At 71.3% G+C, this 25,712-nt stretch carries 21 protein-coding genes; 6 read left to right on the plus strand and 15 right to left on the minus strand.

Annotated features, from left to right (window positions below):
• Positions 1-227: 227 nt before the first annotated feature.
• Positions 228-1,043: an SAM-dependent methyltransferase gene (locus tag ACFXGA_RS13360; RefSeq protein WP_378087436.1), complete on the plus strand. Its 816-nt coding sequence runs from the start codon at positions 228-230 to the stop codon at positions 1,041-1,043.
• Between the two features lie 237 nt (positions 1,044-1,280).
• Here the strand turns inward: ACFXGA_RS13360 and ddaH are convergent, their stop codons facing one another.
• Positions 1,281-2,159 (minus strand): dimethylargininase, encoded by an 879-nt coding sequence (gene ddaH / locus ACFXGA_RS13365; RefSeq protein ID WP_378087438.1) that lies wholly within the window; start codon positions 2,157-2,159, stop codon positions 1,281-1,283.
• 75 nt (positions 2,160-2,234) lie between these two features.
• Here ddaH and ACFXGA_RS13370 point away from each other — a divergent pair, with 75 nt between their 5' ends.
• The 4 genes from ACFXGA_RS13370 to ACFXGA_RS13385 all read left to right on the plus strand — a co-directional run bounded on the left by ACFXGA_RS13370 (position 2,235) and on the right by ACFXGA_RS13385 (position 6,635).
• Positions 2,235-2,675 carry an Lrp/AsnC family transcriptional regulator gene (locus tag ACFXGA_RS13370; RefSeq protein ID WP_378087440.1) on the plus strand — a complete coding sequence of 147 codons (441 nt, stop codon included), beginning with the start codon at positions 2,235-2,237 and terminating at the stop codon, positions 2,673-2,675.
• 10 nt (positions 2,676-2,685) lie between these two features.
• A complete protein-coding gene (locus ACFXGA_RS13375) occupies positions 2,686-3,447 on the plus strand; it encodes an enoyl-CoA hydratase (RefSeq protein ID WP_378087441.1) in 762 nt (253 codons plus the stop codon).
• Between the two features lie 219 nt (positions 3,448-3,666).
• Positions 3,667-5,583 (plus strand): 2-oxoacid:acceptor oxidoreductase subunit alpha, encoded by a 1,917-nt coding sequence (locus ACFXGA_RS13380; RefSeq protein ID WP_378087443.1) that lies wholly within the window; start codon positions 3,667-3,669, stop codon positions 5,581-5,583.
• Positions 5,580-6,635 carry a 2-oxoacid:ferredoxin oxidoreductase subunit beta gene (locus tag ACFXGA_RS13385; protein ID WP_378087445.1) on the plus strand — a complete coding sequence of 352 codons (1,056 nt, stop codon included), beginning with the start codon at positions 5,580-5,582 and terminating at the stop codon, positions 6,633-6,635. Before ACFXGA_RS13380 ends, ACFXGA_RS13385 begins: the two co-directional genes overlap by 4 nt.
• A gap of 69 nt (positions 6,636-6,704) precedes the next feature.
• Here the strand turns inward: ACFXGA_RS13385 and ACFXGA_RS13390 are convergent, their stop codons facing one another.
• Positions 6,705-8,621, minus strand: coding sequence for a hypothetical protein (locus ACFXGA_RS13390; protein ID WP_378087447.1), 1,917 nt, complete (start codon positions 8,619-8,621; stop codon positions 6,705-6,707).
• Positions 8,622-8,817: 196 nt separating this feature from the next.
• Here ACFXGA_RS13390 and rarD point away from each other — a divergent pair, with 196 nt between their 5' ends.
• On the plus strand, positions 8,818-9,741 hold the full coding sequence (rarD, locus tag ACFXGA_RS13395; RefSeq protein WP_378087449.1) for an EamA family transporter RarD: 924 nt from the start codon (positions 8,818-8,820) through the stop codon (positions 9,739-9,741).
• 172 nt (positions 9,742-9,913) lie between these two features.
• On the opposite strand, the gene ACFXGA_RS13400 is transcribed toward rarD, so the two are convergent.
• The 13 genes from ACFXGA_RS13400 to ACFXGA_RS13460 are packed head-to-tail and all read right to left on the minus strand — an operon-like array spanning position 9,914 to position 25,653.
• The gene (locus tag ACFXGA_RS13400) at positions 9,914-10,915 is read right to left on the minus strand and encodes a polyprenyl synthetase family protein (RefSeq protein ID WP_378087451.1); all 1,002 of its coding nucleotides are present in this window, start codon (positions 10,913-10,915) and stop codon (positions 9,914-9,916) included.
• 21 nt (positions 10,916-10,936) lie between these two features.
• Complete coding sequence (gene nuoN, locus ACFXGA_RS13405) at positions 10,937-12,508, minus strand: NADH-quinone oxidoreductase subunit NuoN (RefSeq protein ID WP_378087453.1); 1,572 nt, start codon at positions 12,506-12,508, stop codon at positions 10,937-10,939.
• Between the two features lies 1 nt (position 12,509).
• Complete coding sequence (locus tag ACFXGA_RS13410; protein ID WP_378087454.1) at positions 12,510-14,072, minus strand: NADH-quinone oxidoreductase subunit M; 1,563 nt, start codon at positions 14,070-14,072, stop codon at positions 12,510-12,512.
• Entirely contained in the window at positions 14,069-16,003 is a 1,935-nt protein-coding gene (nuoL, locus tag ACFXGA_RS13415) for an NADH-quinone oxidoreductase subunit L (protein WP_378087456.1), read from the minus strand. Before nuoL ends, ACFXGA_RS13410 begins: the two co-directional genes overlap by 4 nt.
• Positions 16,004-16,013: 10 nt before the next feature.
• Positions 16,014-16,313 carry an NADH-quinone oxidoreductase subunit NuoK gene (gene nuoK / locus ACFXGA_RS13420; protein ID WP_053715303.1) on the minus strand — a complete coding sequence of 100 codons (300 nt, stop codon included), beginning with the start codon at positions 16,311-16,313 and terminating at the stop codon, positions 16,014-16,016.
• A complete protein-coding gene (locus tag ACFXGA_RS13425; RefSeq protein WP_378087458.1) occupies positions 16,310-17,152 on the minus strand; it encodes an NADH-quinone oxidoreductase subunit J in 843 nt (280 codons plus the stop codon). The genes nuoK and ACFXGA_RS13425 overlap by 4 nt, the downstream gene beginning before the upstream one ends.
• Complete coding sequence (gene nuoI, locus ACFXGA_RS13430; RefSeq protein WP_378087460.1) at positions 17,149-17,715, minus strand: NADH-quinone oxidoreductase subunit NuoI; 567 nt, start codon at positions 17,713-17,715, stop codon at positions 17,149-17,151. Before nuoI ends, ACFXGA_RS13425 begins: the two co-directional genes overlap by 4 nt.
• A complete protein-coding gene (gene nuoH / locus ACFXGA_RS13435; protein WP_378087462.1) occupies positions 17,702-19,033 on the minus strand; it encodes an NADH-quinone oxidoreductase subunit NuoH in 1,332 nt (443 codons plus the stop codon). Before nuoH ends, nuoI begins: the two co-directional genes overlap by 14 nt.
• Entirely contained in the window at positions 19,030-21,480 is a 2,451-nt protein-coding gene (locus ACFXGA_RS13440; RefSeq protein ID WP_378087464.1) for an NADH-quinone oxidoreductase subunit G, read from the minus strand. The genes nuoH and ACFXGA_RS13440 overlap by 4 nt, the downstream gene beginning before the upstream one ends.
• The gene (nuoF, locus tag ACFXGA_RS13445) at positions 21,477-22,757 is read right to left on the minus strand and encodes an NADH-quinone oxidoreductase subunit NuoF (RefSeq protein WP_378087466.1); all 1,281 of its coding nucleotides are present in this window, start codon (positions 22,755-22,757) and stop codon (positions 21,477-21,479) included. Before nuoF ends, ACFXGA_RS13440 begins: the two co-directional genes overlap by 4 nt.
• A gap of 15 nt (positions 22,758-22,772) precedes the next feature.
• Positions 22,773-23,558 (minus strand): NADH-quinone oxidoreductase subunit NuoE, encoded by a 786-nt coding sequence (nuoE, locus tag ACFXGA_RS13450; RefSeq protein WP_378087468.1) that lies wholly within the window; start codon positions 23,556-23,558, stop codon positions 22,773-22,775.
• Positions 23,555-24,958 carry an NADH-quinone oxidoreductase subunit D gene (locus ACFXGA_RS13455; RefSeq protein WP_378087470.1) on the minus strand — a complete coding sequence of 468 codons (1,404 nt, stop codon included), beginning with the start codon at positions 24,956-24,958 and terminating at the stop codon, positions 23,555-23,557. The genes nuoE and ACFXGA_RS13455 overlap by 4 nt, the downstream gene beginning before the upstream one ends.
• A complete protein-coding gene (locus ACFXGA_RS13460; protein WP_378087529.1) occupies positions 24,955-25,653 on the minus strand; it encodes an NADH-quinone oxidoreductase subunit C in 699 nt (232 codons plus the stop codon). The genes ACFXGA_RS13455 and ACFXGA_RS13460 overlap by 4 nt, the downstream gene beginning before the upstream one ends.
• Positions 25,654-25,712: the final 59 nt, after the last annotated feature.

Consider the following 25,712-nt stretch of genomic DNA (forward strand, 5'->3'; position numbering starts at 1 on the left):
GGGGCGGGCCGCCGCGCCGCGACCCCGCGGGGGGGGGCGCGCGCGGGGCCCGGCGGGGGACGCCCCCCGGGTGGGGGGCCCCCCGGCGCCCGGGGGGGGGCCCCCACCCATCGGGAATGCCGATGACGCCTGTGCCGGTCAGGGCGGTGACGTGCGCGAACATGGGCCCTTTGTCGGGGAGGCACCACCGTTCCGCACGGAATCCATCCCACCTTAGGACGGCACCAGTGTCAGCTTCCGAGACCGCGCACCTGGATCCCGAGACGCCCAACATCGCCCGCATCTACGACTACTACCTGGGCGGCGCGTTCAACCTGCCCGCCGACCGCGAGCGCGCGGACCGCATCAAGTCGGTCCTGCCCGGCATGGAGATGCTCGCCCGCTTCAACCGCGGTTTCCTGCGGCGGGCCGTGGCCTACCTGCTCGACCAGGGCATCACCCAGTTCCTCGACCTGGGCTCCGGCCTGCCCACCGCGGGCAACACGCACGAGGTCGCGCAGGCCCGCGACCCGCGGGCCAAGGTCGTCTACGTCGACTACGAGCCGGTCGCCGTCGCGCTCGGCCGGCGCATCCTGCGCGCCAACCCCGGCGCGGTCATGGTGGAGGCCGACGCGCGCCGCCCCGAGGAGGTCTTCGCCCACCCGCGCGTGCGGGAAGTGCTCGACCTGAGCCGGCCGCTGGGCGTGATGATGACCGGCGTGATGGTGTTCGTGGGCGACCACGAGGACCCGGTCGGCCTGATGAAGTCCTACCGCGACCTGTGCGCGCCGGGCAGTCACATCGCGTTGTCGCAGTTGACCGACGAGTGCGCCGACCCGGAGACCAAGGTGCAGGTCAGGGCCATGGTGGAGGCGTACCGGGGCGTGATCGAGCAGCTCTACGTGCGCGACCGGGCGGGGGTGGAGGCGTTGTTCGAGGGCATGCCCCTGGTCGAGCCGGGCGTCACCCTGATGCCCGACTGGCGTCCGCACGCGGACACCGACATCGCCACGGGCAGCCCCGCCCACGGCCTCGGCTACGCCGCCGTGGGCCGGGTGGACTGACCCCGACGCCGGTCGGCACGCCCTGGGCTCGGACCTTGTGGCCGCTCTGCGGGGCGCGGTCGAGGACTTCGTCGACCTCGGCCTGCCGGCACCGCTTACCGGCCCGTGCAGGTGGTGGCGATCAAGCCGGCCGGACCTCGCCGCTCGACCGGGATCGGACCTTCAGGGCCACGAATGGCGTCGCGCTGGTCAGCGGGCTGAGGCCAGAGCTGACCAGCGCGAAGCCCGAAGGCAGGTTCAGTCCCGAAGTTCCATCGTGCAGCACTTGGGGCCGCCGCCCGACTTGCGCAGTTCCGAGATGTCCACGAACACCGGCTCGAAGCCGTGACGCGCCACTTGGTCCGCCAGCGCCGTGGCCTCGACCGGCAGGATCACGTGACGGCCGTCGCACACCGCGTTCAGGCCCAGGCACGCGGCGTCGTCGGCGGTCGCGACGATGGCGTTCGGGAACAGGCGGCGCAGGACGCGGCGGCTGCCCGGGGAGAAGGCGTCCGGGTAGTAGGCGATCAGGTCGTCCGTGAGGACGAACAGGGCGACGTCCAGGTGGTAGTACCGCGGGTCGGTGAGCTGGAGCGAGATGACCGGGACGCCGAGCACCTCCTGCGCCTCGGCGTGGGCCAGCGGGTCGGTGCGGAAGCCCGTGCCGGCCAGGAGGTACTTGCCCGTCCAGGCGAAGTCGCCCTCGGCCTCGTTGGTCCGCTCCGGCATGACGACGTCGCGGTAGCCGTTGGCGAGGAACCAGCGGCGGAAGTGGTCGGCTTCGGCGGCGCGTTGCGGGGCGCGGAAGCGGGAGCCCAGGACCCGGCCGTCGATCACGGTGCCGGAGTTGGCCGAGAACACCATGTCCGGCAGGCCCGGTTGGGGTTCGATCACGGAGACCTCGTGGCCCAGGCGCTCGTAGGTCTCCTTCAGCGCCGTCCACTGCTCCATCGCGAGCGCGGTGCTGGTCGGGCGCGTGGGGTCCATCCACGGGTTGATCGAGTACTCGACCGTGAAGTGCGCCGGCGGGCACATCAGGTACCGGCGGGTGGTCGGCACGCGCACCTGCGTGGCGGGCGTGGGCACCTCGAGCACGATCGGCTCGTCGCCGGGGCCCGCGAAGGAAACCGAGGTCATGGATCGAAATGTAGATTGCGGTCGGACCGTCGAACAACGCCGCGATATTGCGTCTTCTGGGGCAGAATGTTGCGTGTGGACACGATCGACCAGCGAATCATTTCACGCCTGATGGCCAACGCCCGCTCCAGCTACGCCGACGTCGGCAAGGAGGTCGGCCTGTCCGCGCCCGCGGTGAAGCGGCGGGTCGACAAGTTGCTGGACACGGGCGTCCTGCGCGGCTTCACGGCCGTCGTGGACCCGGAGCAGCTCGGCTGGGGCACGGAGGCGTTCGTCGAGGTGCACTGCCGCGGCAACGTCGCGCCGCACGACATCCAGCAGCACCTGGAGCCGATGGCCGAGGTCCGGGCGGCCTACACCGTCTCCGGCGCGGCGGACGCGATCGTGCACCTGCGCGCCGCCGACATCCACCACCTCGAAACCGCGCTGGAACGCCTGCGCGCCGTCGAGATCATCGACCGCACCGTCTCGACCGTGGTGCTGTCCCGCCTCTTGGACCGACCGCCGGCACCCTAGAGTCGCGCGCATGGCCGAAGTGCTGCTGGACCGCTCCGACCGCGTGGCGGTCATCACCGTGCACGACCCGAAGCGCCGCAACGCGCTGACGCTCGACCTCTCCGACCAGCTCGTGGCGGCCGTGCGGACGTGCGAGGACGACCCCGAGGTGCACGCCGTCGTCGTCACGGGCGCGCCACCGGCCTTCTGCGCGGGCGCGGACCTGAGCGCGCTCGGCGAGGCCCGCGAGGAGGGCCTGCGCCGCATCTACGCCGGGTTCCTCGCGGTGGCCCGCTGCACGCTGCCCACGATCGCCGCCGTGGGCGGCGCGGCCGTGGGCGCGGGGCTCAACCTCGCCCTGGCCTGCGACGTGCGGCTGGTCACCGCCGACGCCCGGTTCGACGCGCGGTTCCTCCAGCTCGGCATCCACCCCGGCGGCGGGATGACGTGGATGCTCCAGCGCCTCGCCGGCACCCAGACCGCGACCGCCATGACCCTGTTCGGCCGGGTCCTGGACGGCGCCGCGGCGGTGTCCGCCGGGGTGGCCCTGGCGCGCGTCGACGGCGGGCACGACGAGCTGGTCGCCGCCGCGGTGGAGCTGGCGCGCCCTTCGGCCGAAGCGTCGCGCGAGCTGGTCCGCACCATCAAGGCGTCCATGCGCACCACCGCGGCCCTGACCGACCACGCCGAGGCGGTGGACGTCGAGCTGACGCCCCAGGCCGCCTCGATCGCCACGCCCGAGTTCCAGGCCCGGCTGGCGGCCGCGAAGGCCCGCATCAGCGGCCGCGGCTGACCTGGACACCGGCCCCAAATAGCTGTAACTTCGAGTAACAGTTACCCGTCAGTATTACTCGATTACTGCCGAGTTCCGCCCTCGCGCACCAGGTGGGACGAACCGTCCCGCACAGTGGTACGGGAGAAACCGGCGGCTGGGCGGGCACGACTACCCTCGCGGAGGGGGATGGGGCACCAGACCCTCCGGCGGTTGTGAGGAAAGGGATCGGCGTAGGACATGACTACCGACGTTGGTAACGGCGCCGCGCCAGGTGGCTCGCCCGAGGACACCGCGGCCGGGCGCAACGGCGCGGTCCGCAAGCTCGACCGCGTGGTGATCCGGTTCGCCGGCGACTCCGGCGACGGCATGCAGCTCACGGGCGACCGGTTCACCTCGGAAGCCGCCGCGTTCGGCAACGACCTCGCCACCCAGCCGAACTTCCCGGCCGAGATCCGCGCGCCCCAGGGCACCCTCCCCGGCGTCTCCAGCTTCCAGCTGCACTTCGCCGACTACGACATCCTCACCCCCGGCGACCGCCCCGACGTGCTCGTGGCGATGAACCCGGCGGCGCTCAAGGCGAACATCGACGACCTGCCCAAGGGCGGGATCCTCATCGTCAACACCGACGAGTTCACCAAGCGCAACCTGGTGAAGGTCGGCTACGCGAGCGACCCGCTGGAGGACGACTCGCTCACCGACACCTACCAGGTGCACAAGGTCGCGATGGCCACGCTGACCATCGGCGCGCTGGAGCACACCGGCCTGGGCAAGAAGGACGCGGAACGGGCGAAGAACATGTTCGCCCTGGGCCTGCTGTCCTGGATGTACCACCGGCCCACCGAGGGCACCGAGCGGTTCCTGCGCGAGAAGTTCGCCAAGAAGCCCGAGATCGCCGAGGCCAACGTGCTGGCGTTCCGGGCGGGCTGGAACTACGGCGAGACCACCGAGTCGTTCGCGGTGACCTACGAGGTCGCGCCCGCCAAGCTCAACCGGGGCACGTACCGCCAGATCACCGGCAACACCGCGCTCGCCTACGGCATCATCGCCGCCGGTCAGCAGTCCGGGCTGCCCGTGGTGCTGGGCACCTACCCGATCACGCCCGCCTCCGACGTGCTGCACGAGCTGTCCAAGCACAAGCAGTTCGACGTCACCACGTTGCAGGCCGAGGACGAGATCGCGGGCATCGGCGCGGCCCTGGGCGCGTCCTACGGCGGCGCGCTCGGCGTGACCTCGACCTCCGGTCCGGGCGTGGCGCTGAAGTCCGAGACCATCGGCCTGGCCGTGATGACCGAGCTGCCGCTGGTCGTCATCGACGTGCAGCGCGGCGGCCCGTCCACCGGCCTGCCGACCAAGACCGAGCAGGCCGACCTGCTCCAGGCGATGTTCGGCCGCAACGGCGAGTCGCCGGTGGCCATCGTCGCGCCGCAGTCGCCCGCGGACTGCTTCGACGCCGCGCTGGAGGCCGCGCGCATCGCGCTGACCTACCGCACGCCGGTGCTGCTGCTGTCCGACGGCGCGATCGCCAACGGCTCCGAGCCGTGGCTGATCCCGGACCTGTCCGAGCTGCCCGACCTGAAGGTGACGTTCGCCACGGAGCCGAACGCGCCGGACGGCTCGTTCTGGCCCTACCTGCGCGACCCGGAGACGCTGGCCCGGCCGTGGGCCGTGCCCGGCACCGCGGGGCTCCAGCACCGCATCGGCGGGCTGGAGAAGGCCGACGGCACCGGCAACATCTCCTACGACCCGGTCAACCACGACACCATGGTGCGGCTGCGGCAGCGCAAGATCGACGGCATCGAGGTGCCCGACGTCGTGGTGGACGACCCGTCCGGGCAGGCGCGGGTCCTGGTCGTCGGCTGGGGCTCGTCCTACGGCCCGATCGGCGCGGCCGCGCGGCGGGTGCGCAAGCTGGGCATGCCGGTCGCGCACGCGCACCTGCGCCACCTCAACCCGTTCCCCAAGAACCTGGGCGACGTCCTCGCCCGGTACGACCGGGTCGTCGTGCCGGAGATGAACCTCGGCCAGCTGGCGCTGCTGCTGCGCGCCAAGTACCTGGTCGACGCGATCAGCTACACGAAGGTGCAGGGCCTGCCGTTCAAGGCCGAGGAGCTTCAGGACGTGCTCGCCGACGTGATCAAGGGAGTGAACGCATGACGGCGACGGAACTGGGTCTGCCGACCGTGGGTGGCCTGGTCGGCGTGCCCACGGCGGACGAGCCGCAGAAGGCCAAGGACTACAAGTCGGACCAGGAGGTCCGCTGGTGCCCCGGCTGCGGCGACTACGTCGTGCTGAACGCCGTGCAGTCCTTCCTGCCCACGCTGGGGCTCAAGCGCGAGAACATCGTGTTCGTCTCCGGGATCGGCTGCTCGTCGCGGTTCCCGTACTACATGAACACCTACGGCATGCACTCGATCCACGGGCGCGCGCCGGCCATCGCGACCGGCCTGGCCGTGGCGCGGCCCGACCTGTCGGTGTGGGTGGTGACCGGTGACGGCGACGCGCTGTCCATCGGCGGCAACCACCTCATCCACACGCTGCGCCGCAACGTGAACCTCAAGATCCTGCTGTTCAACAACCGGATCTACGGCCTGACCAAGGGCCAGTACTCGCCCACCTCCGAGGAGGGCAAGGTCACCAAGTCCACGCCGTTCGGCTCGCTGGACCACCCGTTCAACCCGGTGTCGCTGGCGCTGGGCGCGGAGGCCACGTTCGTGGGCCGCGCGGTCGACTCGGACCGGGCGGGGCTGACCGAGGTGCTGCGGCAGGCCGCCGAGCACCGCGGGTCGGCGCTGGTGGAGATCTACCAGAACTGCCCGATCTTCAACGACGGCGCGTTCGACGTGCTCAAGGACGCCGACGAGGCCGCCCGGCGGATCATCAACGTGGTCGACGGGCAGCCGATCACGTTCGGCAACGGCGAGTACGCCGTGGTCCGGGACGGTTTCGGCCTGGCCGTGGCCAAGACCTCGGACGTCGCGCCGGAGGACGTCGTGGTGCACGACGCGTCGGACCTGAACCTGGCGTTCGCGCTGTCGCGGCTCTCCACGCAGGACCTCCAGCACACCGTCACCGGCGTGTTCCGCAACGTCGCCCGCACCACGTACGACGACGCGGCGCGGGCCCAGGTGGAGCAGGCGAAGGCGGCCAAGCCCGCGGACCTGCGCGCGCTGCTGCACGGCAAGGACACCTGGACCGTCGCCGGCTGAGCCGCCCGACACGACGGAGGACCCCTGTTCCGCCTCCCGGAACAGGGGTCCTCTCGCATCACCGGGTGGTCAGGGCGCCTGGCGGAAGCCCGCCTTCTCCGCGTCGGCGGTGGTGCGGAACCAGACGTCGGCGCGGGTCTCGCGGAAGTTCGCCGAGTCGTTGGTGAAGTAGCGGCGGCCGGTCAGGGTCGCCTTCACCTGGAACTCCGGCGCGGGCGCGAGGCCGTCCGACTTCGGCAGCACCGAGCCGGGGCCGAACGGCGACCGCGGGTTGAAGCCCTCCTGCTGGCCCTGGAAGCGGGTGCTGCCGGGCGAGGGCTGACGGCCGCCGGTGCTCGGGCTGAACCCGACCGGGCGCGGTCGCACGGGGCGCGGTGGCGGCGGGGTGATCGGCTTCGGCGCGGGCGGTGCGGGCGGCGGCGTGCGCTGGGCCGCGGGGCGGGTGGGGCGCTGCGGCAGGCCTGTCGGGTGCATCGGCACGGGGTTGCCGGCCAGCAGCTCGGGCGCGAGCGTCGGCACGAACGGCTGGTCGTTGCCGGCGGACGCCGGGGCCGGGCGGGTCTGCTCGGGCTCCGGCTCCTCGTCCGAGTCCGGCAGCGGCTCGAACAGGCTGCGCGGCCGGGCGGGCTCGCCGGTCTTCGGCTCGGGTGTCGCGGGCTTCGGCTCGGCGGTCCGGGCGGGCAGCGGCCGGTCGGAGGAGGACGGGACGAACGTCGGCTCGAACGCCGGCGGGTCGACCGGCTCGGGCGCGACCTCGGGTTCGGCGACGAGTTCCGCGCCGGAGGGTTCCGGCTCGGGCGCACGCGCCGCCCGCGGCTCGGGCGTCGGCTCGGGTTCGGCCTCGGGCCGGGCGTGCGACGGCTCGGTGTCGACCACGGCGCGGATGACGTCGGTCCGAGGCCCCTCCTCGTGGTCCCGGTCGTCACCCGCCGGCTCGTCGCGCGCCTGTTCGTCGTGCTCGCTGCGGGACTGCCGGGACTCGCGCTCGCGGGTCAGCTCGTCCAGGAACGCCTCGTCGCTGGCGGTCGGCCGGACGGGCTCGGACAGCTCGCCGTGCGCCGACTCGACGTCGACGGGCGCGAAGTGGCCGGTCAGGTCGTGCTCGGGCCAGACCTGCGCCTCGGGCGCCTCGGACCGCCGCTGCTCGCCGTCCACCTCGGCGATGGCCTCGGCCAGCGCGGTGGCCGGGATGAGCGTGGTCTCGGCGGCGGGGGCCGACGTGCGTTCCGGCTCGTCCTCCTCCTCGTGACCGGCGGTGTCGACGTCCTCGTCGTAGACCTCGCCGACGGGCTCCTCGCGCCACACCTCGCGCGGCTGGAAGACCTCGACCTCCGGCGGGGCGGTCGGCTCGTCGCGGCGGGGCGCGACCTCGGCGACCGGACCGGCCGGCACGGCGGGCATCACGGTGGTCGCCTCGGCGGGCAGCTCCGGCTCGTCCTCGGGCTGCCGGGGCCGCGGGCGCGGCGCGGGCTCCGGCGTCTCGCGGCCGTCCGGCGCGGGACCGGTCTGGCCGGGGGCCAACCGGTCGAACAGGCTGCGCGGCGGCTCGGCGTCGAACTCGGGGAAGTCGTGCTGCTCCTCGAAGTCGGACAGCGGCCGGTGCTCGTCGTCCAGCTCCTCCAGCAGGGAGTCGCGCTGGTCGAGCTTCATGTTCGTGACGTCGTACCGGACGGCCTCGGGCGCGGGCGTCTCGAGCCGGGCGCGCTCGGGGGTGGCGTCGGGCCGCGCGGGCTCGGGGGTCAGCACGTCGTCCGCCAGCGACCGGGACGCCTCGACGTGCCAGTCGTCGAACTCGTCGGAGGAGCCGGACCGCGACGTGGCGGAACCGCCGGACGTGCTCGTGGGGCGCGGCGAGGTGAGGAGGCGTTCCTCCAGGTCCTCCAGCTCGCGCTTGGCCGGACGCACCAGGACCAGCCAGGTCAGTGCGACGCCTGCCACGAAGGACAGCAGGCTCCACAGCCACACCTGCCCGAAGAGCGAACTCACGGGAGACCCTCCCACCGCTGCTTGTCACACCCCGACACGCTCCGCTTCCGGACCTTCACCCGGTAGGGGAAGCGGTGCCAAACTACCCTGACCTCCCGGTTCGGCGCGTGCGGCCGGCCGGACCCGTGGCCAGGGTTCGATAGTAGGCCACTTGGAGCAACTGACCAGCCAAAACGGTCGGCGTAGAGTGAGCCGTGTGCCACCGTTGACCAACGCCTCGACTGATTCGACGGGTGTCAACCGCACGAACCGGGGTATCGCTTTCGGCGTCGGCGCTTACTTCATGTGGGGCATCGTGCCCGCCTACTGGCCGTTGCTCCAGCCGGCCGGGTCGGTGGAGATCCTGGCGCACCGGATCGCGTGGTCGCTGGTGGTGATGGCGGTGCTCACCGCCGCGCTGGGCCGCTGGGCGGGCATCCGGGCGCTGTCGCTGCGCGGTTGGCTGATGGTGGCGGCCGCGTCCGTGCTCATCGCGGTCAACTGGGGCGTCTACATCCACGCGGTCAACACCGAGCACGTGGTCGAGGCGGCGCTGGGCTACTTCATCAACCCGCTGGTGAGCGTGCTGCTCGGGGTGCTCGTGCTGCGCGAGCGGTTGCGCGTGCCGCAGTACGCGGCGCTGGCCATCGCGGTGGCGGCCGTCGTCGTGCTGGCCGTCGACTACGGCCGGCTGCCGTGGATCTCGCTGGCGCTGGCGTGCTCGTTCGGCGTGTACGGGTTGTTGAAGAAGGTCGTGCCGCTGGACGCGACGGCCAGCCTGACCGCGGAGAGCGTGGTGCTCGCGCCGGTGGCGGTGGGCTACCTGCTGTGGCTGGGCCCGGCGGGCACGTTCCACTCCGGCGGCTGGGTGCACGCGCTGCTGCTGGCGTCGTCCGGGCTGGTCACGGCCGTGCCGCTGATCCTGTTCGGCGCGGGCGCGCGCCTGGTGCCGCTGACGACGATGGGGATGCTCCAGTACCTCGCGCCCGTGCTGCAGTTCGCGTGGGGCGTGTTCGTGGCGCACGAGCCGATGCCCGCGTCCCGCTGGTTCGGCTTCGCCCTGGTCTGGCTGGCCCTGGCGATCTTCACCGCCGACACCCTCCGCGCCCGCCGCCGCCTCCCCGTCCCCGACCTCCCCTGACCCCCGCGAGAGTCCAACGTCCGCGCGGCGAGAGTCCAACGTTCGGAGCACCTGAATTCAACGCTCACGCACCGACCGTTCGTCGTGAGCGTTGAACTCACGGTGCGCGAACGTTGGACTCTCGCGCTCTCAGCGTTGGACTCTCGCGCTGTGAGCGTTGGACTCTCGGGGGTCAGTGGGAGCGGGTGACGACGTACTCGCTCACGGATTCCAGGGCGTCGCGGGCGGTGCCGGCGGGGAGGACGGAGAGGGTGGCGCGGGCGCGGGCCGCGTAGTCGTCCAGGGTCCGGCGGGCACGCAGGAGGCCCGACGAAGCGCGCAGCAGGGCCAGGGCCTCGTCCACCTCGGCGTCGTCCTCGATGGGACCGGCCAGCAGCGTGGCCAGGCGCGACTCCGGCTCGTCCTGCAGCGCGTACAGCATGGGCAGCGTCTTCACGCCCTCGCGCAGGTCCGTGCCGGGCGTCTTGCCCGACTCCTCCGACGGCGACGCGATGTCGATGACGTCGTCGGAGATCTGGAACGCCGCCCCGATGACCTCGCCGTACGCGCGCAGCGCCTCCACCTGCTCCGGCGTGACGTCGGAGAACATCGCGCCGAACCGGGCCGCCGTGGCGATCAGCGAGCCGGTCTTCTCCGCGATCGTGGTCAGGTAGTGCGCGACCGGGTCCTCGCCGGCCCGCGGACCCATCGTCTCCCGCATCTGGCCCGTCACCAGCTCGGAGAACGTCTGCGCGATGATCCGCGCCGCGCCCGTGCCCAGGTCGGCCACCAGCGCCGACGCGTGCGCGAACAGGTAGTCGCCGGTCAGGATCGCGATGCTGTTGTCCCACTTGGCGTTGGCCGACTCCGCGCCGCGGCGCATGGTGGCCTCGTCCATCACGTCGTCGTGGTACAGCGTGGCGAGGTGGGTCAGCTCCACCACCGCCGCCGCCTTGATCACGCTCTCGCGGTCCCACGTGCCGCCGAACTGGGCGGACAGGATGGTGAACAGCGGGCGGATGCGCTTGCCGCCCGCGGACACCAGGTGCAAGGACGTCTCCATCACCGGGTGGAAGTCGCTCTGCACGACCTTGTGCAACAGCGCTTCCACCTCGGCCAGGCCGTCCTGAACCACCTCCGCGAGCACGGGGTCCGAAAACCGGAACCCCGTCCCCGCCCGCTCGCTACTGGTCACGGCTACAGAGCCTACGTACCACTAGAAGATGAACGTTCCGGCACCCGCCCAATCGAGGGCAAACGACGGGAAGACGCCCAGCACCAGCGTGACCGCCGCGCCGAGCGTGATGGCCACCGTGGTGAACGCGCCGGGCACGCTCACCGTCGGGCCGTCCGCCGCGGGCTCGCTGAAGTACATCAGCACGATCACCCGCAGGTAGAAGAACGCCGCCACCGCGCTCGCCACCAGGGCGACGACCACCAGCGGCACCATCTCGGCCTCCACGGCCGCCGCGAACACCACGAACTTGCCGACGAACCCGCTGGTCAGCGGCAGACCGGCGAGCGCGAGCAGCAGGAACGTGAACACGCCCGCGACCACCGGCGACCGCTTGGCCAACCCGGCCCACTGGGACAGGTGGGTGGCCTCGCCGTCGCCGTTGCGCACCAGGCTGACGATGCCGAACGCGGCGATCGTGGTGAAGCCGTAGGCCATCAGGTAGAACATCGTGCCGGACAGGCCCTGGTCGTTCAGCGAGATCGCGCCGATGAGCAGGAAGCCGGCGTGCGCCACGGACGAGTACGCGATCATCCGCTTCACGTCGGTCTGGGTCAGGCCGAGGACCGCGCCGATCACCATGGACACGATCGCCACGGCCCACAGGACGCCGTTCCACTCCCAGCTCGACCGCTCGAACGCGCCGTAGAGCACGCGCAGGATGCCGCCGAACGCCGCGACCTTCGTGCACGCCGCCATGAACGCCGTCACCGGCGTGGGCGAGCCCTGGTAGACGTCGGGCGTCCACGCGTGGAACGGGCCGACCGACGCCTTGAACAGCAGGCCCACCACGAGCAGGCCGAAGCCCGCGTACAGCAGCGTGTCGGACCGGTCGGTGGCCGTGGTCGCGGTGGCGATGTCGGACAGCTTCACCGAGCCCGCGTAGCCGTACAGCAGGGCCACGCCGTACAGGAAGAACGCCGACGCGAACGCGCCCAGCAGGAAGTACTTCACCGCGGCCTCCTGCGACAGCAGGCGGCGACGGCGGGCCAGGCCGCACATCAGGTACAGCGGCAGGGACAGCACTTCCAGCGCGATGAACATGGTCAGCAGGTCGTTCGCCGCGACGAACGTCATCATCCCGCCGAGCGCGAACAGCGTCAGCGGGAACACCTCGGTCTGCATCTCCTGCCGGCGCAGCTTCTCGCGCACGCCGACCGGCGCGCCCGGCAGGATCGAGGCGTCGGCGACGAACGCGCCGCCCGGCTCGACGGACCGGTCCGCGATGAGCAGCACCGCGCCCAGGCCGAGCAGCAGCAACGTGCCCCACAGGAAGATCACCGGGCGGTCGACCGCGATGGTGCCCGCCAGGGTCAGCTTGCCCTGTTCGAGCGTGCTGTCCGCGGACGCGTGCAGCACCACCCCGGCGCCCGCGGCGGCCAGCGCGAGCAGGGTGAGCACGACCTGCGCGCTCCACCGCTGCCCCTTGGGCAGGAACGCCTCGAACAGCACGCTGAGGCAGGCCGCGCCGAGCACGATCAGCAACGGTGCGACGGCCCCGTAGTCGATCTCCGGGGCTTGCAGCCGCTCCACTTGCGAGAGGAACGTCGTCACGTCACTTGCCTTCCTGCGCGACCGGGTCGGCCACCCCGACCTCGCTGAGCGTCGCCCCGACGGACGGGGTGATCACGTCCAACACCGGCTTCGGGTAGAAGCCGAGCACCAAGATCAGCGCCACCAGCGGCGCGAGCACGGCCAGTTCGCGCTTGTTCAGGTCGGGCACGGCCGCCCGCTCCGGGTCGACCGCCGCGCCCGGACCGCCGACCGCGTCCAGCAGCGCCGTGCCGCGCACGGGGCCCTGGAACACCCGCTGGTACAGCCACAGGACGTACAGCGCGGCCAGGATCATGCCGACGGCGGCGAGCACGGTGTAGACCGGCTCGTTCGGGTAGGAGCCGATCAGCACCAGGAACTCGCTGACGAACGAGTTGGTGCCCGGCAGCGCCAGCGACGACAGACCGGCCACGAAGAACAGGCCGCCCAGCACCGGCGTCAGCTTCGCCATGCCGCCGTAGTCCTCGATCAGGCGCGACCCGCCGCGGGCCATCACCATGCCGACGACCAGGAACAGCATGCCGGTCGAGATGCCGTGGTTGACCATGTAGAGCACCGCGCCCGCGCCCGCCTGCGAGCTGAACGCGAAGATGCCCAGCGCGATGAACCCGAAGTGGGCGATCGAGGTGTAGGCCACGAACCGCTTCATGTCGGACTGGCCCACCGCGAGCAGCGAGCCGTACAGGATGCCGACCACGGCCAGGATCAGCACGAGCGGCGCGAGCTCCTGGCTGGCCGCCGGGAACAGCGGCAGGCAGTAGCGCAGGAAGCCGAACGTGCCGATCTTGTCCAGGATGCCGACCAGCAGCACGCCCGCGCCCACGGGCGCCTCGGCGCCGGCGTCGGGCAGCCAGGTGTGCAGCGGCACCAGCGGCGCCTTGATCGCGAACGCGACGAAGAAGCCGAGGAACAGCCAGATCTGCGTGGACAGCGGCAGGTCGCGGGTGACCGTGACCAGGGTGGCCCAGTCGAACGTGCCGGAGCCGAGCTTGTCCGCGCTCACCACGTACAGGCCGATCACCGAGGCCAGCATGATGAGGCCGCCGAGCAGCGAGTACAGGAAGAACTTCATCGCCGCGTACTGCCGGTTCGGCCCGCCGAAGCGGCCGATCAGGAAGTACATCGGGACCAGCACGGCCTCGAAGAACACGTAGAACAGGAACACGTCGGTGGCGGCGAAGACGCCGACCATGCCGGTCTGCATGACCAGCAGCAGGGAGAAGAACCCGCCCGCGCTGCGGCCCTCGGGCAGCTTGTCCGCCCACGAGCCGCCGATCACGACCGGCACCAGGAACGCGATCAGCGCGATCATCACCAGCGCGATGCCGTCCACGCCGAACGACAGGTGCACGCCGAAGGCGGGGATCCAGTCGGCCGAGCTGGTGAGCTGCAACCGCTCGCCGCCCGGGTCGAACGCCGTCCACGCCAGCACGGCCAGCAGCAGCTCCACCAGCGAGAACGCCAGCGCGACCGTCTTGGCCAACCGGTCGTTGCCCCGCAGGAACGCCACCACCAGGCCGCCGACGAGCGGCAGCAGGAGCAGCGCGATCAGCGTCCAGCTCACGAGAACCTCACCATCAGCAGCGCGCCCAGGACGAAGACCGCACCCAGGAGCATGGAGAGCGCGTACGAGCGCACGAACCCGGTCTGCAGCCTGCGCAGCCGGCCCGAGCTACCGCCCAGCAGCGCCGCCGACCCGTTCACCAGGCCGTCGACGCCCTTGTTGTCCACGAACACCAGCGCGCGGGTGAGCCAGGTGCCCGGCCGCGCGAACAGCGCCTCGTTGAGCGCGTTGCCGTACAGGTCGGCACGCGCGGCGCGGACCGGGAACGACACCCGCGCCGGCCGCTCCACCGGCTGCTCCCCGCGCAGGAAGAGCAGGAAGCCGAGCCCGGCGCCGAGCGCCGACAGGGCCAGCACCAGGACGTTGACCACGCCGTGGCCGAGCACGCCGTGCTGCTCCTGCAGCTCGCCCAGCGACGGGGTGAGCCAGCCGGCCAGGTTGTCGCCGGAGGAGAAGAACCAGCCGGCGCCGACCGAGCCGACCGCCAGCACGATCATCGGGACCGTCATGCTCAGCGGCGACTCGTGCGGGTGGTACTCGCGGCCGTCCGCCGAGCGCAGCTCGGTGTACCGGGGCTTGCCCAGGAACACCAGGACGAACAGGCGGGTCATGTAGAACGCGGTCAGGCCCGCGCCCAGGGCGGCCACGCCGCCGAAGACCCAGCCGCGCCACCCCTCCATGCTGAACGCCGCCGCGATGATGGCGTCCTTGGAGAAGTAGCCGGACAGGAACGGGAAGCCGATGAGGGCCAGGTAGCCGAGCGTCCAGGTGACGAAGGTGATCGGCATCTTCTTCATCAGCCCGCCCATGCGGCGGATGTTGCCCTCGTCGTTCATGCCGTGCATGACCGAACCGGCGCCGAGGAACAGCCCGGCCTTGAAGAAGCCGTGCGTGAGCAGGTGCATGATGCCCAGCGCGTAGCCGATCGGCCCGAGGCCGACGGCCAGGATCATGTAGCCGATCTGGCTGACCGTCGAGTAGGCCAGCACCTTCTTGAAGTCGTCGTAGGCGCAGCCGATGACGCACCCGATCAGCAGCGTGAACCCGCCGATGATCATCACGACCAGGCGGCCGTCGGCCGACAGGTTGTAGAGCGGGTTCGAGCGCGCGATCAGGTAGACGCCCGCGGTGACCATCGTGGCCGCGTGGATCAGGGCGGAGACCGGGGTGGGGCCCGCCATCGCGTCCGGCAACCACGCCTGGAGCGGGAACTGGCCCGACTTGCCGCACGCGCCGAGCAGCAGCAGCAACGTGATGGCCAGCACCTCGGCCGAGGACAGCTCGCCGACGCGGGCGAACACGTCGGCGTACTGGGTGGTGCCCAGCTCCTTGAACATGATGAAGATGGCGATCGCGAGGCCCAGGTCGCCGACCCGGTTCATCAGGAACGCCTTCTTCGCGGCCGACGCCGCTTCCGGCTTGTACTGGTACCAGCCGATGAGCAGGTAGGACGCGAGACCCACGCCCTCCCAGCCGAAGTACAGCGTCACGAAGCCGTTGCCGAGCACCAGCAGCAGCATCGCGGCGACGAAGAGGTTCAGGTAGGCGAAGAACTTCCGCCGCCCGGCCTCGTGCGCCATGTAGCCGATCGAGTAGATGTGGATCAGCGACCCGACACCGGTGATCAGCAGCACGAACGTCAGCGACAGCGGGTCCAGGCGCAGGCCGAACTCCACGTTCAGCGCCGCGACCGGGATCCAGTCGAACAGGTGCACCTCGGTGGTGCGCGCCTCGGGCGCCAGCGCGACCGTGTCGAAGAACAGCGCGACCCCGTACGCGAACGCGGCGATCACGGTGGCGCAGCCCAGCAGGTGGCCCCACTTGTCGGTGCGCTTGCCGCCCACGAGCAGCACGAGCGCGCCGAAGGCCGGCAGGGCGAGCAACAACCAGGCGAGACTGCCGATCCCGCTGGCGGCAACAGGTTCCGTCACCGTGGACCTCTCAGTACTTCAGCAGGTTGGAGTCGTCGACCGAGGCCGAGCGACGCGTCTTGAAGATCGCCATGATGATCGTCAGACCGACCACGACCTCGGCCGCGGCGACGACCATCACGAAGAACGCCATCACCTGGCCGTCCAGCCCGCCGTTGATGCGGGCGAACGTGACCAGGCTGAGGTTCACCGCGTTGAGCATCAGCTCCACGCACATGAACACCACGATGGCGTTGCGCCGCACCAGAACGCCGACCGCGCCGAGGCTGAACAGCAGCGCGGACAGCAGCAGGTAGTACGTAGGGGTCACGACGACTCTCCCTTGAGCGCGCGCGCGTCGGGCTGGTGCCCGGTGCCGGACACCTCCGCGACATCGTCCTCGAGAGCTTCCCTCGCGGTCGTCTCGATCAGCTCGGACAGCGACTCGGGGGCGACCGAGCCGTCCGGCAGCAGGGCGGGCGTGGCCACCGAGTTGGCGGTGGCGAACACGCCGGGGCCGGGCAGCGAGCCGGGCCGGTCGCCGCGGAAGCGCTCCTCGACCAGCTGGCGCTGGGTCTTCTTGGCGTCCTTGCCGGTGCGCGAGGTGAAGGCGAGCACCATCGCGCCGACGGCCGCGGTGATCAGCAGCGCCGAGGTCAGCTCGAAGGGGAACAGGTAGTCGGTGAACAGCGCCTCGCCGATGTTGGCGACGTTGCCGCCGTTCTGCGTGTTCTGCTGGGCCAGGCCGACCGGCTCCACGTCGGTCAGCGCGCGGGCGACCGAGGCGACCACGAGGCCCGCGAAGCCGACCCCGATGACCGCCGCGGCGAGCCGCTGGCCGCGCAGCACCTCGACCACCGAGTCCGAGCTGTCCCGGCCGACCAGCATCAGCACGAACAGGAACAGCATCATGATCGCGCCGGTGTAGACGATGATCTGCACGAAGCCGAGGAACGGCGCCTGCTGGACCATGTAGAGCACACCGAGGCTGAGCATGGTGAGCACCAGCCACAGCGCGGAGTGCACCGCGTTGCGCGCGAAGAGCATGCCCAGCGCGCCGGCCAGCGCCAGCGGGCCGAGGATCCAGAACGCGACCGCCTCGCCCGTGGTGACGGTGTCGACCACGCGCTGGACCTCGTCGGGCTGCTGGAGCAGGAACGTGAGGCTCACTTGCGTGCCTCCTCTGGCCCGGTCTCCGCGGTCGCGCCCTCGGGCACGCCGGCCCGGCGCGCCAGCGTCGGCCCGTTCACGTAGTAGTCCTGCTCGTTCTCGCCCAACCGCATGGGGTGCGGCGGCTGCTCCATGCCGGCGAGCAGCGGGGCGAGCAGGTCCTCCTTGGTGAAGATCAGCTTCTGGCGGTCGTCGTCGGCCAGCTCGTACTCGTTGGTCATGGTGAGCGAGCGGGTCGGGCACGCCTCGATGCACAGGCCGCAGCCGATGCACCGCAGGTAGTTGATCTGGTAGTCCTTGCCGTAGCGCTCACCCGGGGAGTAGCGCTCCTCCTCGGTGTTGTCGCCGCCCTCGACGAAGATCGCGTCCGCCGGGCAGGCCCACGCGCACAGCTCGCAGCCCACGCACTTCTCCAGCCCGTCCGGGTGCCGGTTGAGCTGGTGGCGGCCGTGGAACCGCGGCGCGGTGACCTTCTTGACCTCGGGGTACTCCTCGGTGACGACCTTCTTGAACATCGTGCCGAAGGTGACGCCGAAGCCCTTGACGGGATCAAACACGCCCATCGCTGGCCTCCTTGTGTGAAGCTGCGGGTACCGCTGCCGGTTCCTGCGTCTCGTCGTCCGTGCCGGGCAGTTCCGCGACGCGCACCTGGCGGCGCGGCGGCGACTTCGGGACCTTCAGGTCCAGCGGCGGCACCGGGAAGCCGCCACCGGTGACCGGCACGGCGTCGGGGTCGTGCGGCTCGCGCTTGTCCGGCAGCAGGAACGCGATCAGCAGCACCACGACCAGGAAGCCGCCGATCACCATCAGCGCCGTGCCGGTGTCCAGGCCGCCGCCGGACTCCCACTCCTGGCGCAGGTAGCGGGCGAACGCCACCGCGACGAACCAGACCAGCGCGATCGGGACCAGGAACTTCCAGCCCAGGCGCATGAACTGGTCGTAGCGCAGGCGGGGCAGCGTGCCGCGCAGCCAGATGAACAGGAACAGGAAGGCCAGCGTCTTGATCACGAACCAGAGCAGGCCGAACCAGCCGCTGTTGAGGACGTGGTCGTCGCCGACGAACGGGAACCGCCAGCCGCCCAGGAACAGCGTGGTGGCGAGCGCCGACACGGTGACCATGTTGACGTACTCGGCGAGGAAGAACAGCGCGAACTTCAGCGAGCTGTACTCGGTGTGGAAGCCGCCGACCAGCTCCGACTCGGCCTCGGGGAGGTCGAACGGGGCGCGGTTGGTCTCGCCGACCATCGAGCAGACGTAGATGAGGAAGCTGACCGGCAGCAGGTAGAAGAACCAGCCACTGGCCTGCGCGTCCACGATGTCGGAGGTGGACAGCGAGTGCGAGTGCATGACGACCGCGATGATCGACAGGCCCATCGCGATCTCGTACGAGATGACCTGCGCGGCCGAGCGCAGCGCGCCCAGCAGCGGGTACGGCGAGCCGGACGCCCAGCCCGACAGCACGATGCCGTACACGCCGAGCGAGGAGCACGCCAGCACCACCAGCACGCCGACCGGCAGGTCCACGAGCTGGAGCGCGGTGCGCTCGCCGAAGATCGAGACCTCGCCGCCCAGCGGGATCACCGAGAAGGCGACGAACGCGGGGATGCAGGAGATCACCGGGGCCAGGAAGTACACCCACTTGTCGGCCAGGACCGGGCGGATGTCCTCCTTGAACGCGAGCTTCAGGCCATCGGCGAGCGACTGGAGCCACCCGCCGGGGCCGACCCGGTTCGGCCCGGGGCGCTGCTGCATCCGGGCCACGACCTTGCGCTCCCAGTTGATCATGAACAGGGTCATGACCACGAGGAACGCGAAGATGCCGACGACCTTGACGATGATCAGCCAGAGCGGATCGTCGGCGAGAAGTTCTGCGGTGCTCATGCATTGCCTCCGCTAGAGACGGCCACCACGGACCCGTGGCCGGCGACGAGGTTGCGCCGCACCGTGACCGCGCCCGAGTTGCCGGGCAGCCACACGACGCCGTCGGGCAGGTCGGCCGCCTCGACCGGCAGCACCACCTCGCCCCGATCGGTGGAGACGGTGATCTCCCCACCGAGTTCGACACCCAGGTGCGCGGCCGTGGCGGCGGACAGCTTGGCCACCACCGGGCGCGCGGTGCCCGCCAGGTTCGGCTCGTCGTCCTGCATCGAGCCGTTGTCCAGCAGCCGGCGCCAGGTCGCGAGGACCGCCTCGCCCTGCTTCGGCTGGGTGAGCAGGGGGGCGGGCACGGTCGGGGCCGCCACCCGGGCGGCGCCCGGGCCGAGCCGCGCGAAGTCGGCCGCGGCCGCCGCCGGGGTCTGCGTGAACAGGTCGGCGTCCATCTCGACGGCCAGCGTGTCCAGCACCCGGCCGTCCGGCAGCGCGCCGGTGCCCTCCAGCGTGGTGGCGAACGGGCGCGGGCGGCCCTCCCAGTTCAGGTAGCTGCCCGACTTCTCCACCGCGGGCGCGACCGGGAGCACCACGTCGGCGTGCGCGGTGACCGCGCTGTGCCGCAGCTCCAGGCTCACCACGAACCCGGCGGCCTCCAGCGCGCGCTCGGCGAGCGCCGGGTCCGGCAGGTCGAACGGGTCGACGCCGCCGACGACCAGCGCGTCCAGCCCGCCGCTCGCGGCGGCGGTCAGGATGCCGTCGGTGTCGCGGCCCGCCCGCGCGGGCAGCGCGCCCGCCTCGACGCCCCAGGCCCGCTCGACCTCGGCGCGGGCCGCCTCGTCGCCCACCAGGCGGCCGCCCGGCAGCAGCGTCGGCAGCAGGCCGGCCTCCAGCGCGCCCCGCTCGCCGGCGCGCCGCGGGATCCAGGCGACCTTCGCGCCGGTCCGCTCGGCCAGCGCGGCGACCGCGGAGAACAGGCCGGGCACCTCGGCGGCGCGCTCGCCGACCAGGATGACCGCGCCCGGCTTCGACAGGTCCTCGACCACGTCGGCCGCGTGCTCCGGCAGCGCGTTGAGCGCCGACGGCTCCTGGCCCGGCACGCAGGCCAGCAGGACGCCGTTGGTCTTCTCCACCGCGGGGGTCGTGTACTGGCCCAGGTGGAACACCTTCGTGCGGTTCTTGCGGGCCGCCTTGCGCAGCCGCAGGAACACGATCGGCGACTCCTCCTCGGGCTCGAACGCGACCAGCAGCGCGGCGGGCGCGGACTCGATGCCCGCGTACGTGACGCCGCCGTTGTCCGGGTTCGTGCCGAGGATCGCGCCGGTCAGGAACTCCAGCTCCTCGGCCGAGTGGGCGCGGGCGCGGAAGTCCACGTCGTTGGTGCGCAGCGCGATCCGGGCGAACTTCGAGTACGCGTAGGCGTCCTCGACGGTCAGCCGGCCGCCCGCGAGCACGCCGACGCCCTTGCCGTCACGCGCCTTCGCCAGGCCCTGGGCGGCGTGCTGGAGCGCCTCGGTCCAGGACGACTCCCGCAGCTCGCCGGTGGCCCGGTCGCGCACCAGCGGGCGGCGGATCCGGTCGGCGGCGGTGGCGTAGGTGAACGCGAAGCGACCCTTGTCGCAGGTCCACTCCTCGTTGACCTGCGGGTCGTCGCCCGCGAGCCGGCGCTGCACCTTGCCGCGCCGCCAGTCGGTGCGGGTCGCGCAGCCCGACGCGCAGTGCTCGCACACGCCCGGCGTGGACACCAGGTCGAACGGGCGGGCGCGGAACCGGTACGCGGCGCTGGTCAGCGCGCCCACCGGGCAGATCTGGATGGTGTTGCCGGAGAAGTAGGACTGGAACGGCTTCTCCTGCGCCACGCCGATCTGCTGCTGCGCGCCGCGCTCCAGCAGCTCGATGAACGGGTCGCCGGCGATCTGCGCCGAGAACCGCGTGCAGCGCTGGCACAGCACGCACCGCTCCCGGTCCAGCAGCACCTGCGTGGAGATCGGGATCGGCTTCGGGAACGTCCGCTTGTGCTCGTGGAACCGGGAGTCCGCGCGGCCGTGCGCCAGCGCCTGGTTCTGCAGCGGGCACTCGCCGCCCTTGTCGCAGATCGGGCAGTCCAGCGGGTGGTTGATGAGCAGCAGCTCCATCACGCCCTGCTGGGCCTTGTCCGCGACCGGCGAGGTGAGCTGGGTCTTGACCACCATGCCGTCGGCGACGGTCATGGTGCAGGACGCCTGCGGCTTCGGCATCGGCCGGCCGCCCATCTCCACCTCGACCAGGCACTGCCGGCAGGCGCCCGCGGGCTCCAGCAGCGGGTGGTCGCAGAAGCGCGGCACGACGATGCCCAGCCGCTCCGCGGTGCGGATCAGCAGCTCGCCCTTGGGCGCGACGACCTCCATGCCGTCGATGACGAGCTTCACGTGGCCCTCGGGCACCACCAGCTCGGCCTTCTGTTCAGGCGCGATCGTCATGCGCTTGCCCCCGCCAAGACCTGTGAGTTCTGGTCGCACAGAGCCAGGAACTCGTGCTTGAAGTACTTGATGCCGCTGGTGATCGGGCTGACCGCGCCGTCACCGAGGGCGCAGAACGAGCGGCCCAGGATGTTGTCGCAGACGTCCAGCAGCGTGTCGATGTCACTGGCCGTGCCCTCGCCGCGCACCATCCGCTGGAGGATCTGGACGAGCCAGTAGGTGCCCTCGCGGCACGGCGTGCACTTGCCGCAGGACTCGTGCTTGTAGAACTCGGTCCACTTCATGACCGCCCACGGCACGGACACCGTCTCGTTGAAGATCTGCAGCGCGGTGGTGCCCAGCATCGAGCCCGCCTCGGCCGCGCCCTCGAAGTCCAGCGGCACGTCCAGGTGCTCGGCGGTGAACAGCGGGGTGGACGAGCCGCCCGGCGTCCAGAACTTCAGCGGGATGCCGTCCTTCATGCCGCCCGCGAGGTCGAGCAGCTCGCGCAGCGTGATGCCCATCGGGGCCTCGTACTGGCCGGGGCGCTCCACGTGGCCGGACAGCGAGAAGATCTTCGGCCCCGGCGAGCGCTCGCGGCCCATGCTGCGGAACCAGTCCGCGCCGCCGTTGACGATGTAGGGCACGCTGGCGATCGTCTCGACGTTGTTGACCACGGTCGGCGAGGCGTACAGGCCGGCGGTCGCCGGGAACGGCGGCTTGAGCCGGGGCTGGCCGCGCCTCCCCTCCAGCGAGTCCAGCAGCGCCGTCTCCTCGCCGCAGATGTACGCGCCCGCGCCCGCGTGCACGACCAGGTCGAGGTCGAAGCCCGAGCCGAGGATGTCCTTGCCCAGGTAGCCCGCCTCGTACGCCTCGCGCACGGCCGCGTGCAGCCGGCGGATCACGTGCAGCACCTCGCCGCGCACGTAGATCGCGGCGAAGTTCGCCCGGATCGCGTACGAGGTGATGATGATGCCCTCGATCAGCGAGTGCGGGTCCGCCATCATCAGCGGGATGTCCTTGCAGGTGCCCGGCTCGCCCTCGTCGGCGTTGATGACGAGGTAGTGCGGCTTGCCGTCGTTCTGCGGGATGAAGCCCCACTTCATGCCGGTGGGGAAGCCCGCGCCGCCACGACCGCGCAGCCCCGAGTCCTTGCACTGCTGGATCAGCTGGTCCGGGTGGGCCTTGAGCGCCTTGCGCAGCGCCGTGTAGCCCTCCAGCTGCTCGTAGGTCTTCAGCGTCCACGAGCGCGGCGACAGCCAGCGCTTCGTCAGGACGGGAGTCAGGTTGTCGACCACGTCAGCTCCCTCTACCTACTTCTTCTCCGGCAGCGGCGGGAACTCCGCGTGGTCCGGCATGGCCGGCGCGGTCCACCCGCGTTCCGCGGCGATCTTGGCCCCGCGCACGGTCTCCGGCGCGGCCGACGGGCCGTCCAGGTCCGCCTCCCGACCCTCGAAGAACCCGGCGAGCTGCAGCTCGGCCTGGCGGAAGTCGGTCAGCGGCGCGCCCCGGGTCGGGTGCGGCTTCTCCCCCGCCTGCAGGGACTTCACCAGCTCCAGCGCGCCGTCCGGCGTCTGGTTGTCGAAGTACTCGTAGTTGACCTGGAGCACCGGGCCGAGGTCGCACGCCGCCAGGCACTCGGCGTGCTCCAGCGTGATCGAGCCCGGCGCGCCCGGCTCGCCCGCGGTCTCCTCGTGACCCACGCCGAGGTGGTCCTTGAGCTTCGCGTAGATCGCGTCACCGCCGAGCGCGGCGCACAGCGTGTTCGTGCAGACGCTCACCAGGTGCTCGCCACACGGGCGGCGCTTGTACATGGTGTAGAACGTCGCGACCGCGCTGACCTCGGCGTTGGTGAGGTCGAGCTGGTCGGCGCAGAACGTGATGCCCGCCTGGCTGACGTAGCCCTCCACCGACTGCACCAGGTGCAGCATCGGCAGCAGGGCCGAGCGCGCCACCGGGTAGCGCGCGATGATCGCCTGCGCCTTGTCCACGATCGACTGGTCGAACACGCCGGTGTCGACCGGGTTCTCGGTCACCAGCCGCTGCGTCTCGACGGGGTCCAGCGGCGAGGCCGCGTAGACCTCTTCGGAAGTGCTCATCGGTCACAACCACCCATCACCGGGTCGATAGAGGCCACCGACGCGATGACGTCGGCGACCATGCCGCCCTCGCACATCGCGGGCATCGACTGGAGGTTCACGAAGCTGGGTTCGCGCACGTGCACGCGCATCGGCCGGGTGCCGCCGTCGGAGACGATGTGGTAGCCCAGCTCGCCGCGCGGCGACTCGATCGGGACGTACACCTGGCCCGCCGGCACCGCGAAGCCCTCGGTCACCAGCTTGAAGTGGTGGATGAGGGACTCCATGGACTGGCCCATGATCTTGCGCACGTGCTCCAGCGAGTTGCCCATGCCGTCCGCGCCGATGGTCAGCTGCGCAGGCCACGCGATCTTGGCGTCCTCGACCATGACCGGACCCGGCGTCAGGTTGTCCACCGCCTGCCGGACGATCCGCAGCGACTGGTGGATCTCCTCCAGGCGCAGCCGGTAGCGGGCGAACGAGTCGGCCTCGTTCGACGTGGGCACGTCGAACTCGTAGTTCTCGTAACCGCTGTAGGGCTCGACCTTGCGCAGGTCCCACGGCAGGCCCGCGGAGCGCAGGATCGGACCGGTGATGCCGAGCGCGAGGCACGCGTCCACCGGCAGGTAGCCGATGCCCGCGAGGCGGTTGCGCCAGATCGGCTGGCCGGTGAGCAGCTTGTCGTAGTCGGGCAGCCGGGAGTCCATCACCTTGATGAAGTCCTTGATCCGCTGCTCCGCGCCCTCGGGCAGGTCCTGCGCCAGGCCGCCGGGCCGGATGAACGCGTGGTTCATCCGCAGGCCGGTCAGGAACTCCAGCAGGTGCAGGACCTCTTCGCGCTCGCGGAAGCCCGCGGTCATGCCGGTCAGCGCGCCCAGCTCCATGCCGCCGGTGGCCAGGGCCACCAGGTGCGAGCTGATCCGGTTCAGCTCCATGAGCAGCACGCGGACCGTCTGCGCCCGCTGCGGCACGGTGACGCCGAGCAGCTTCTCGACCGCCATGCAGTACGCGGCCTCGTTGTGCAGCGGGGCCAGGTAGTCCATGCGCGTCACGAACGTGACGCCCTGGGTCCAGTTGCGGTACTCGACGTTCTTCTCGATGCCGGTGTGCAGGTAGCCGATGACGCTGCGGGCCTGGGTGACCGTCTCGCCCTCCAGCTCCAGCACCAGGCGCAGCACGCCGTGCGTGGAGGGGTGCTGCGGGCCCAGGTTCATGACGATGCGCTCGTCACCCGCGGCCTCGGCCAGCACCTCGTCCCAGTCGCCGCCGGTCACGGTGTAGACCGTGCCCTCGGTCGTCTCGCGGGAGCCCGCGTACGCGTCGGGGTTCGGCGTGGTGCGGGTGGCGTCGTGGGAGTCGCTGTCCCGACCCGGGTCGCTGGTGTCGGTGCCCGTGGTCACGTCGGAAAGTCGCTCGGTCATGAGTAGGACCGCCTCTGGTCTGGCGGGGGGATCTCCGCGCCCTTGTACTCCACCGGGATGCCGCCGAGCGGGTAGTCCTTGCGCTGCGGGTGGCCGTCCCAGTCGTCCGGCATGAGGATCCGGGTGAGCCCCGGGTGGCCGTCGTAGACGATGCCGAACATGTCCCAGGCTTCGCGCTCCTGCCAGTCGGCGGTCGGGTAGACCGCGACCACGCTGGGGATGTGCGCGTCGTCCACGTCGACCGCGACCTCCAGCCGGATGCGCCGGCGGTAGGTCATCGACGTCAGGTGGTACACCGAGTGCAACCGCTGCGGCGCGTCCGGGCCGTAGTCGACCCCGGACACCGAGCTGCACAGCTCGAACCGCAGCGCCGGGTCGTCGCGCAGGATGCGCGCCACGTCCACCAGGTGCTCCCGGCGCAGGTAGAAGGTGATCTCGCCGCGGTCGACGGTGATCTGCTGGACCGTGTCGGAGGGCAGGCCCCGCTCCCGGATGGCGGCCAGCAGCTCGTCGGCGACCTCGTCGAACCAGCCGCCGTAGGGCCGCTCGGAGGGCGCGGCGACGTGGGCGGGCAGCCGCAGGCCGCCGAAGCCGGAGGTGTCGCCGCTGCCGGAGATGCCGAACATGCCCTTGCGCGCCCGGCCCGCGACCACGCCGCCGCGCGCGAGGTACTCCTCGTGCTCGGCCTCGTTCATGCTCGCCGAGCTGAGCGCCTCGTCGTTGCCCGGGGTGTCGGCCCCGGGGGTCTTGGCGA

This window comes from Actinosynnema sp. NPDC059335 (genome assembly GCF_042752395.1).
In the GTDB taxonomy this organism is placed as follows: Bacteria; Actinomycetota; Actinomycetes; order Mycobacteriales; family Pseudonocardiaceae; genus Actinosynnema.

What these genes read in the sequence shown, in the direction of transcription:
- ACFXGA_RS13440 (WP_378087464.1), bottom strand. Translation starts at nt 21,480, where the DNA reads ATGACGATCGCGCCTGAACAGAAGGCCGAGCTGGTGGTGCCCGAGGGC.
- nuoH (WP_378087462.1), bottom strand. Translation starts at nt 19,033, where the DNA reads ATGAGCACCGCAGAACTTCTCGCCGACGATCCGCTCTGGCTGATCATC.
- nuoI (WP_378087460.1), bottom strand. Translation starts at nt 17,715, where the DNA reads ATGGGCGTGTTTGATCCCGTCAAGGGCTTCGGCGTCACCTTCGGCACG.
- ACFXGA_RS13460 (WP_378087529.1), bottom strand. Translation starts at nt 25,653, where the DNA reads ATGAACGAGGCCGAGCACGAGGAGTACCTCGCGCGCGGCGGCGTGGTC.
- ddaH (WP_378087438.1), bottom strand. Translation starts at nt 2,159, where the DNA reads ATGACCTCGGTTTCCTTCGCGGGCCCCGGCGACGAGCCGATCGTGCTC.
- ACFXGA_RS13455 (WP_378087470.1), bottom strand. Translation starts at nt 24,958, where the DNA reads ATGACCGAGCGACTTTCCGACGTGACCACGGGCACCGACACCAGCGAC.
- ACFXGA_RS13380 (WP_378087443.1), top strand. Translation starts at nt 3,667, where the DNA reads ATGACTACCGACGTTGGTAACGGCGCCGCGCCAGGTGGCTCGCCCGAG.
- nuoE (WP_378087468.1), bottom strand. Translation starts at nt 23,558, where the DNA reads ATGAGCACTTCCGAAGAGGTCTACGCGGCCTCGCCGCTGGACCCCGTC.
- ACFXGA_RS13375 (WP_378087441.1), top strand. Translation starts at nt 2,686, where the DNA reads ATGGCCGAAGTGCTGCTGGACCGCTCCGACCGCGTGGCGGTCATCACC.
- ACFXGA_RS13385 (WP_378087445.1), top strand. Translation starts at nt 5,580, where the DNA reads ATGACGGCGACGGAACTGGGTCTGCCGACCGTGGGTGGCCTGGTCGGC.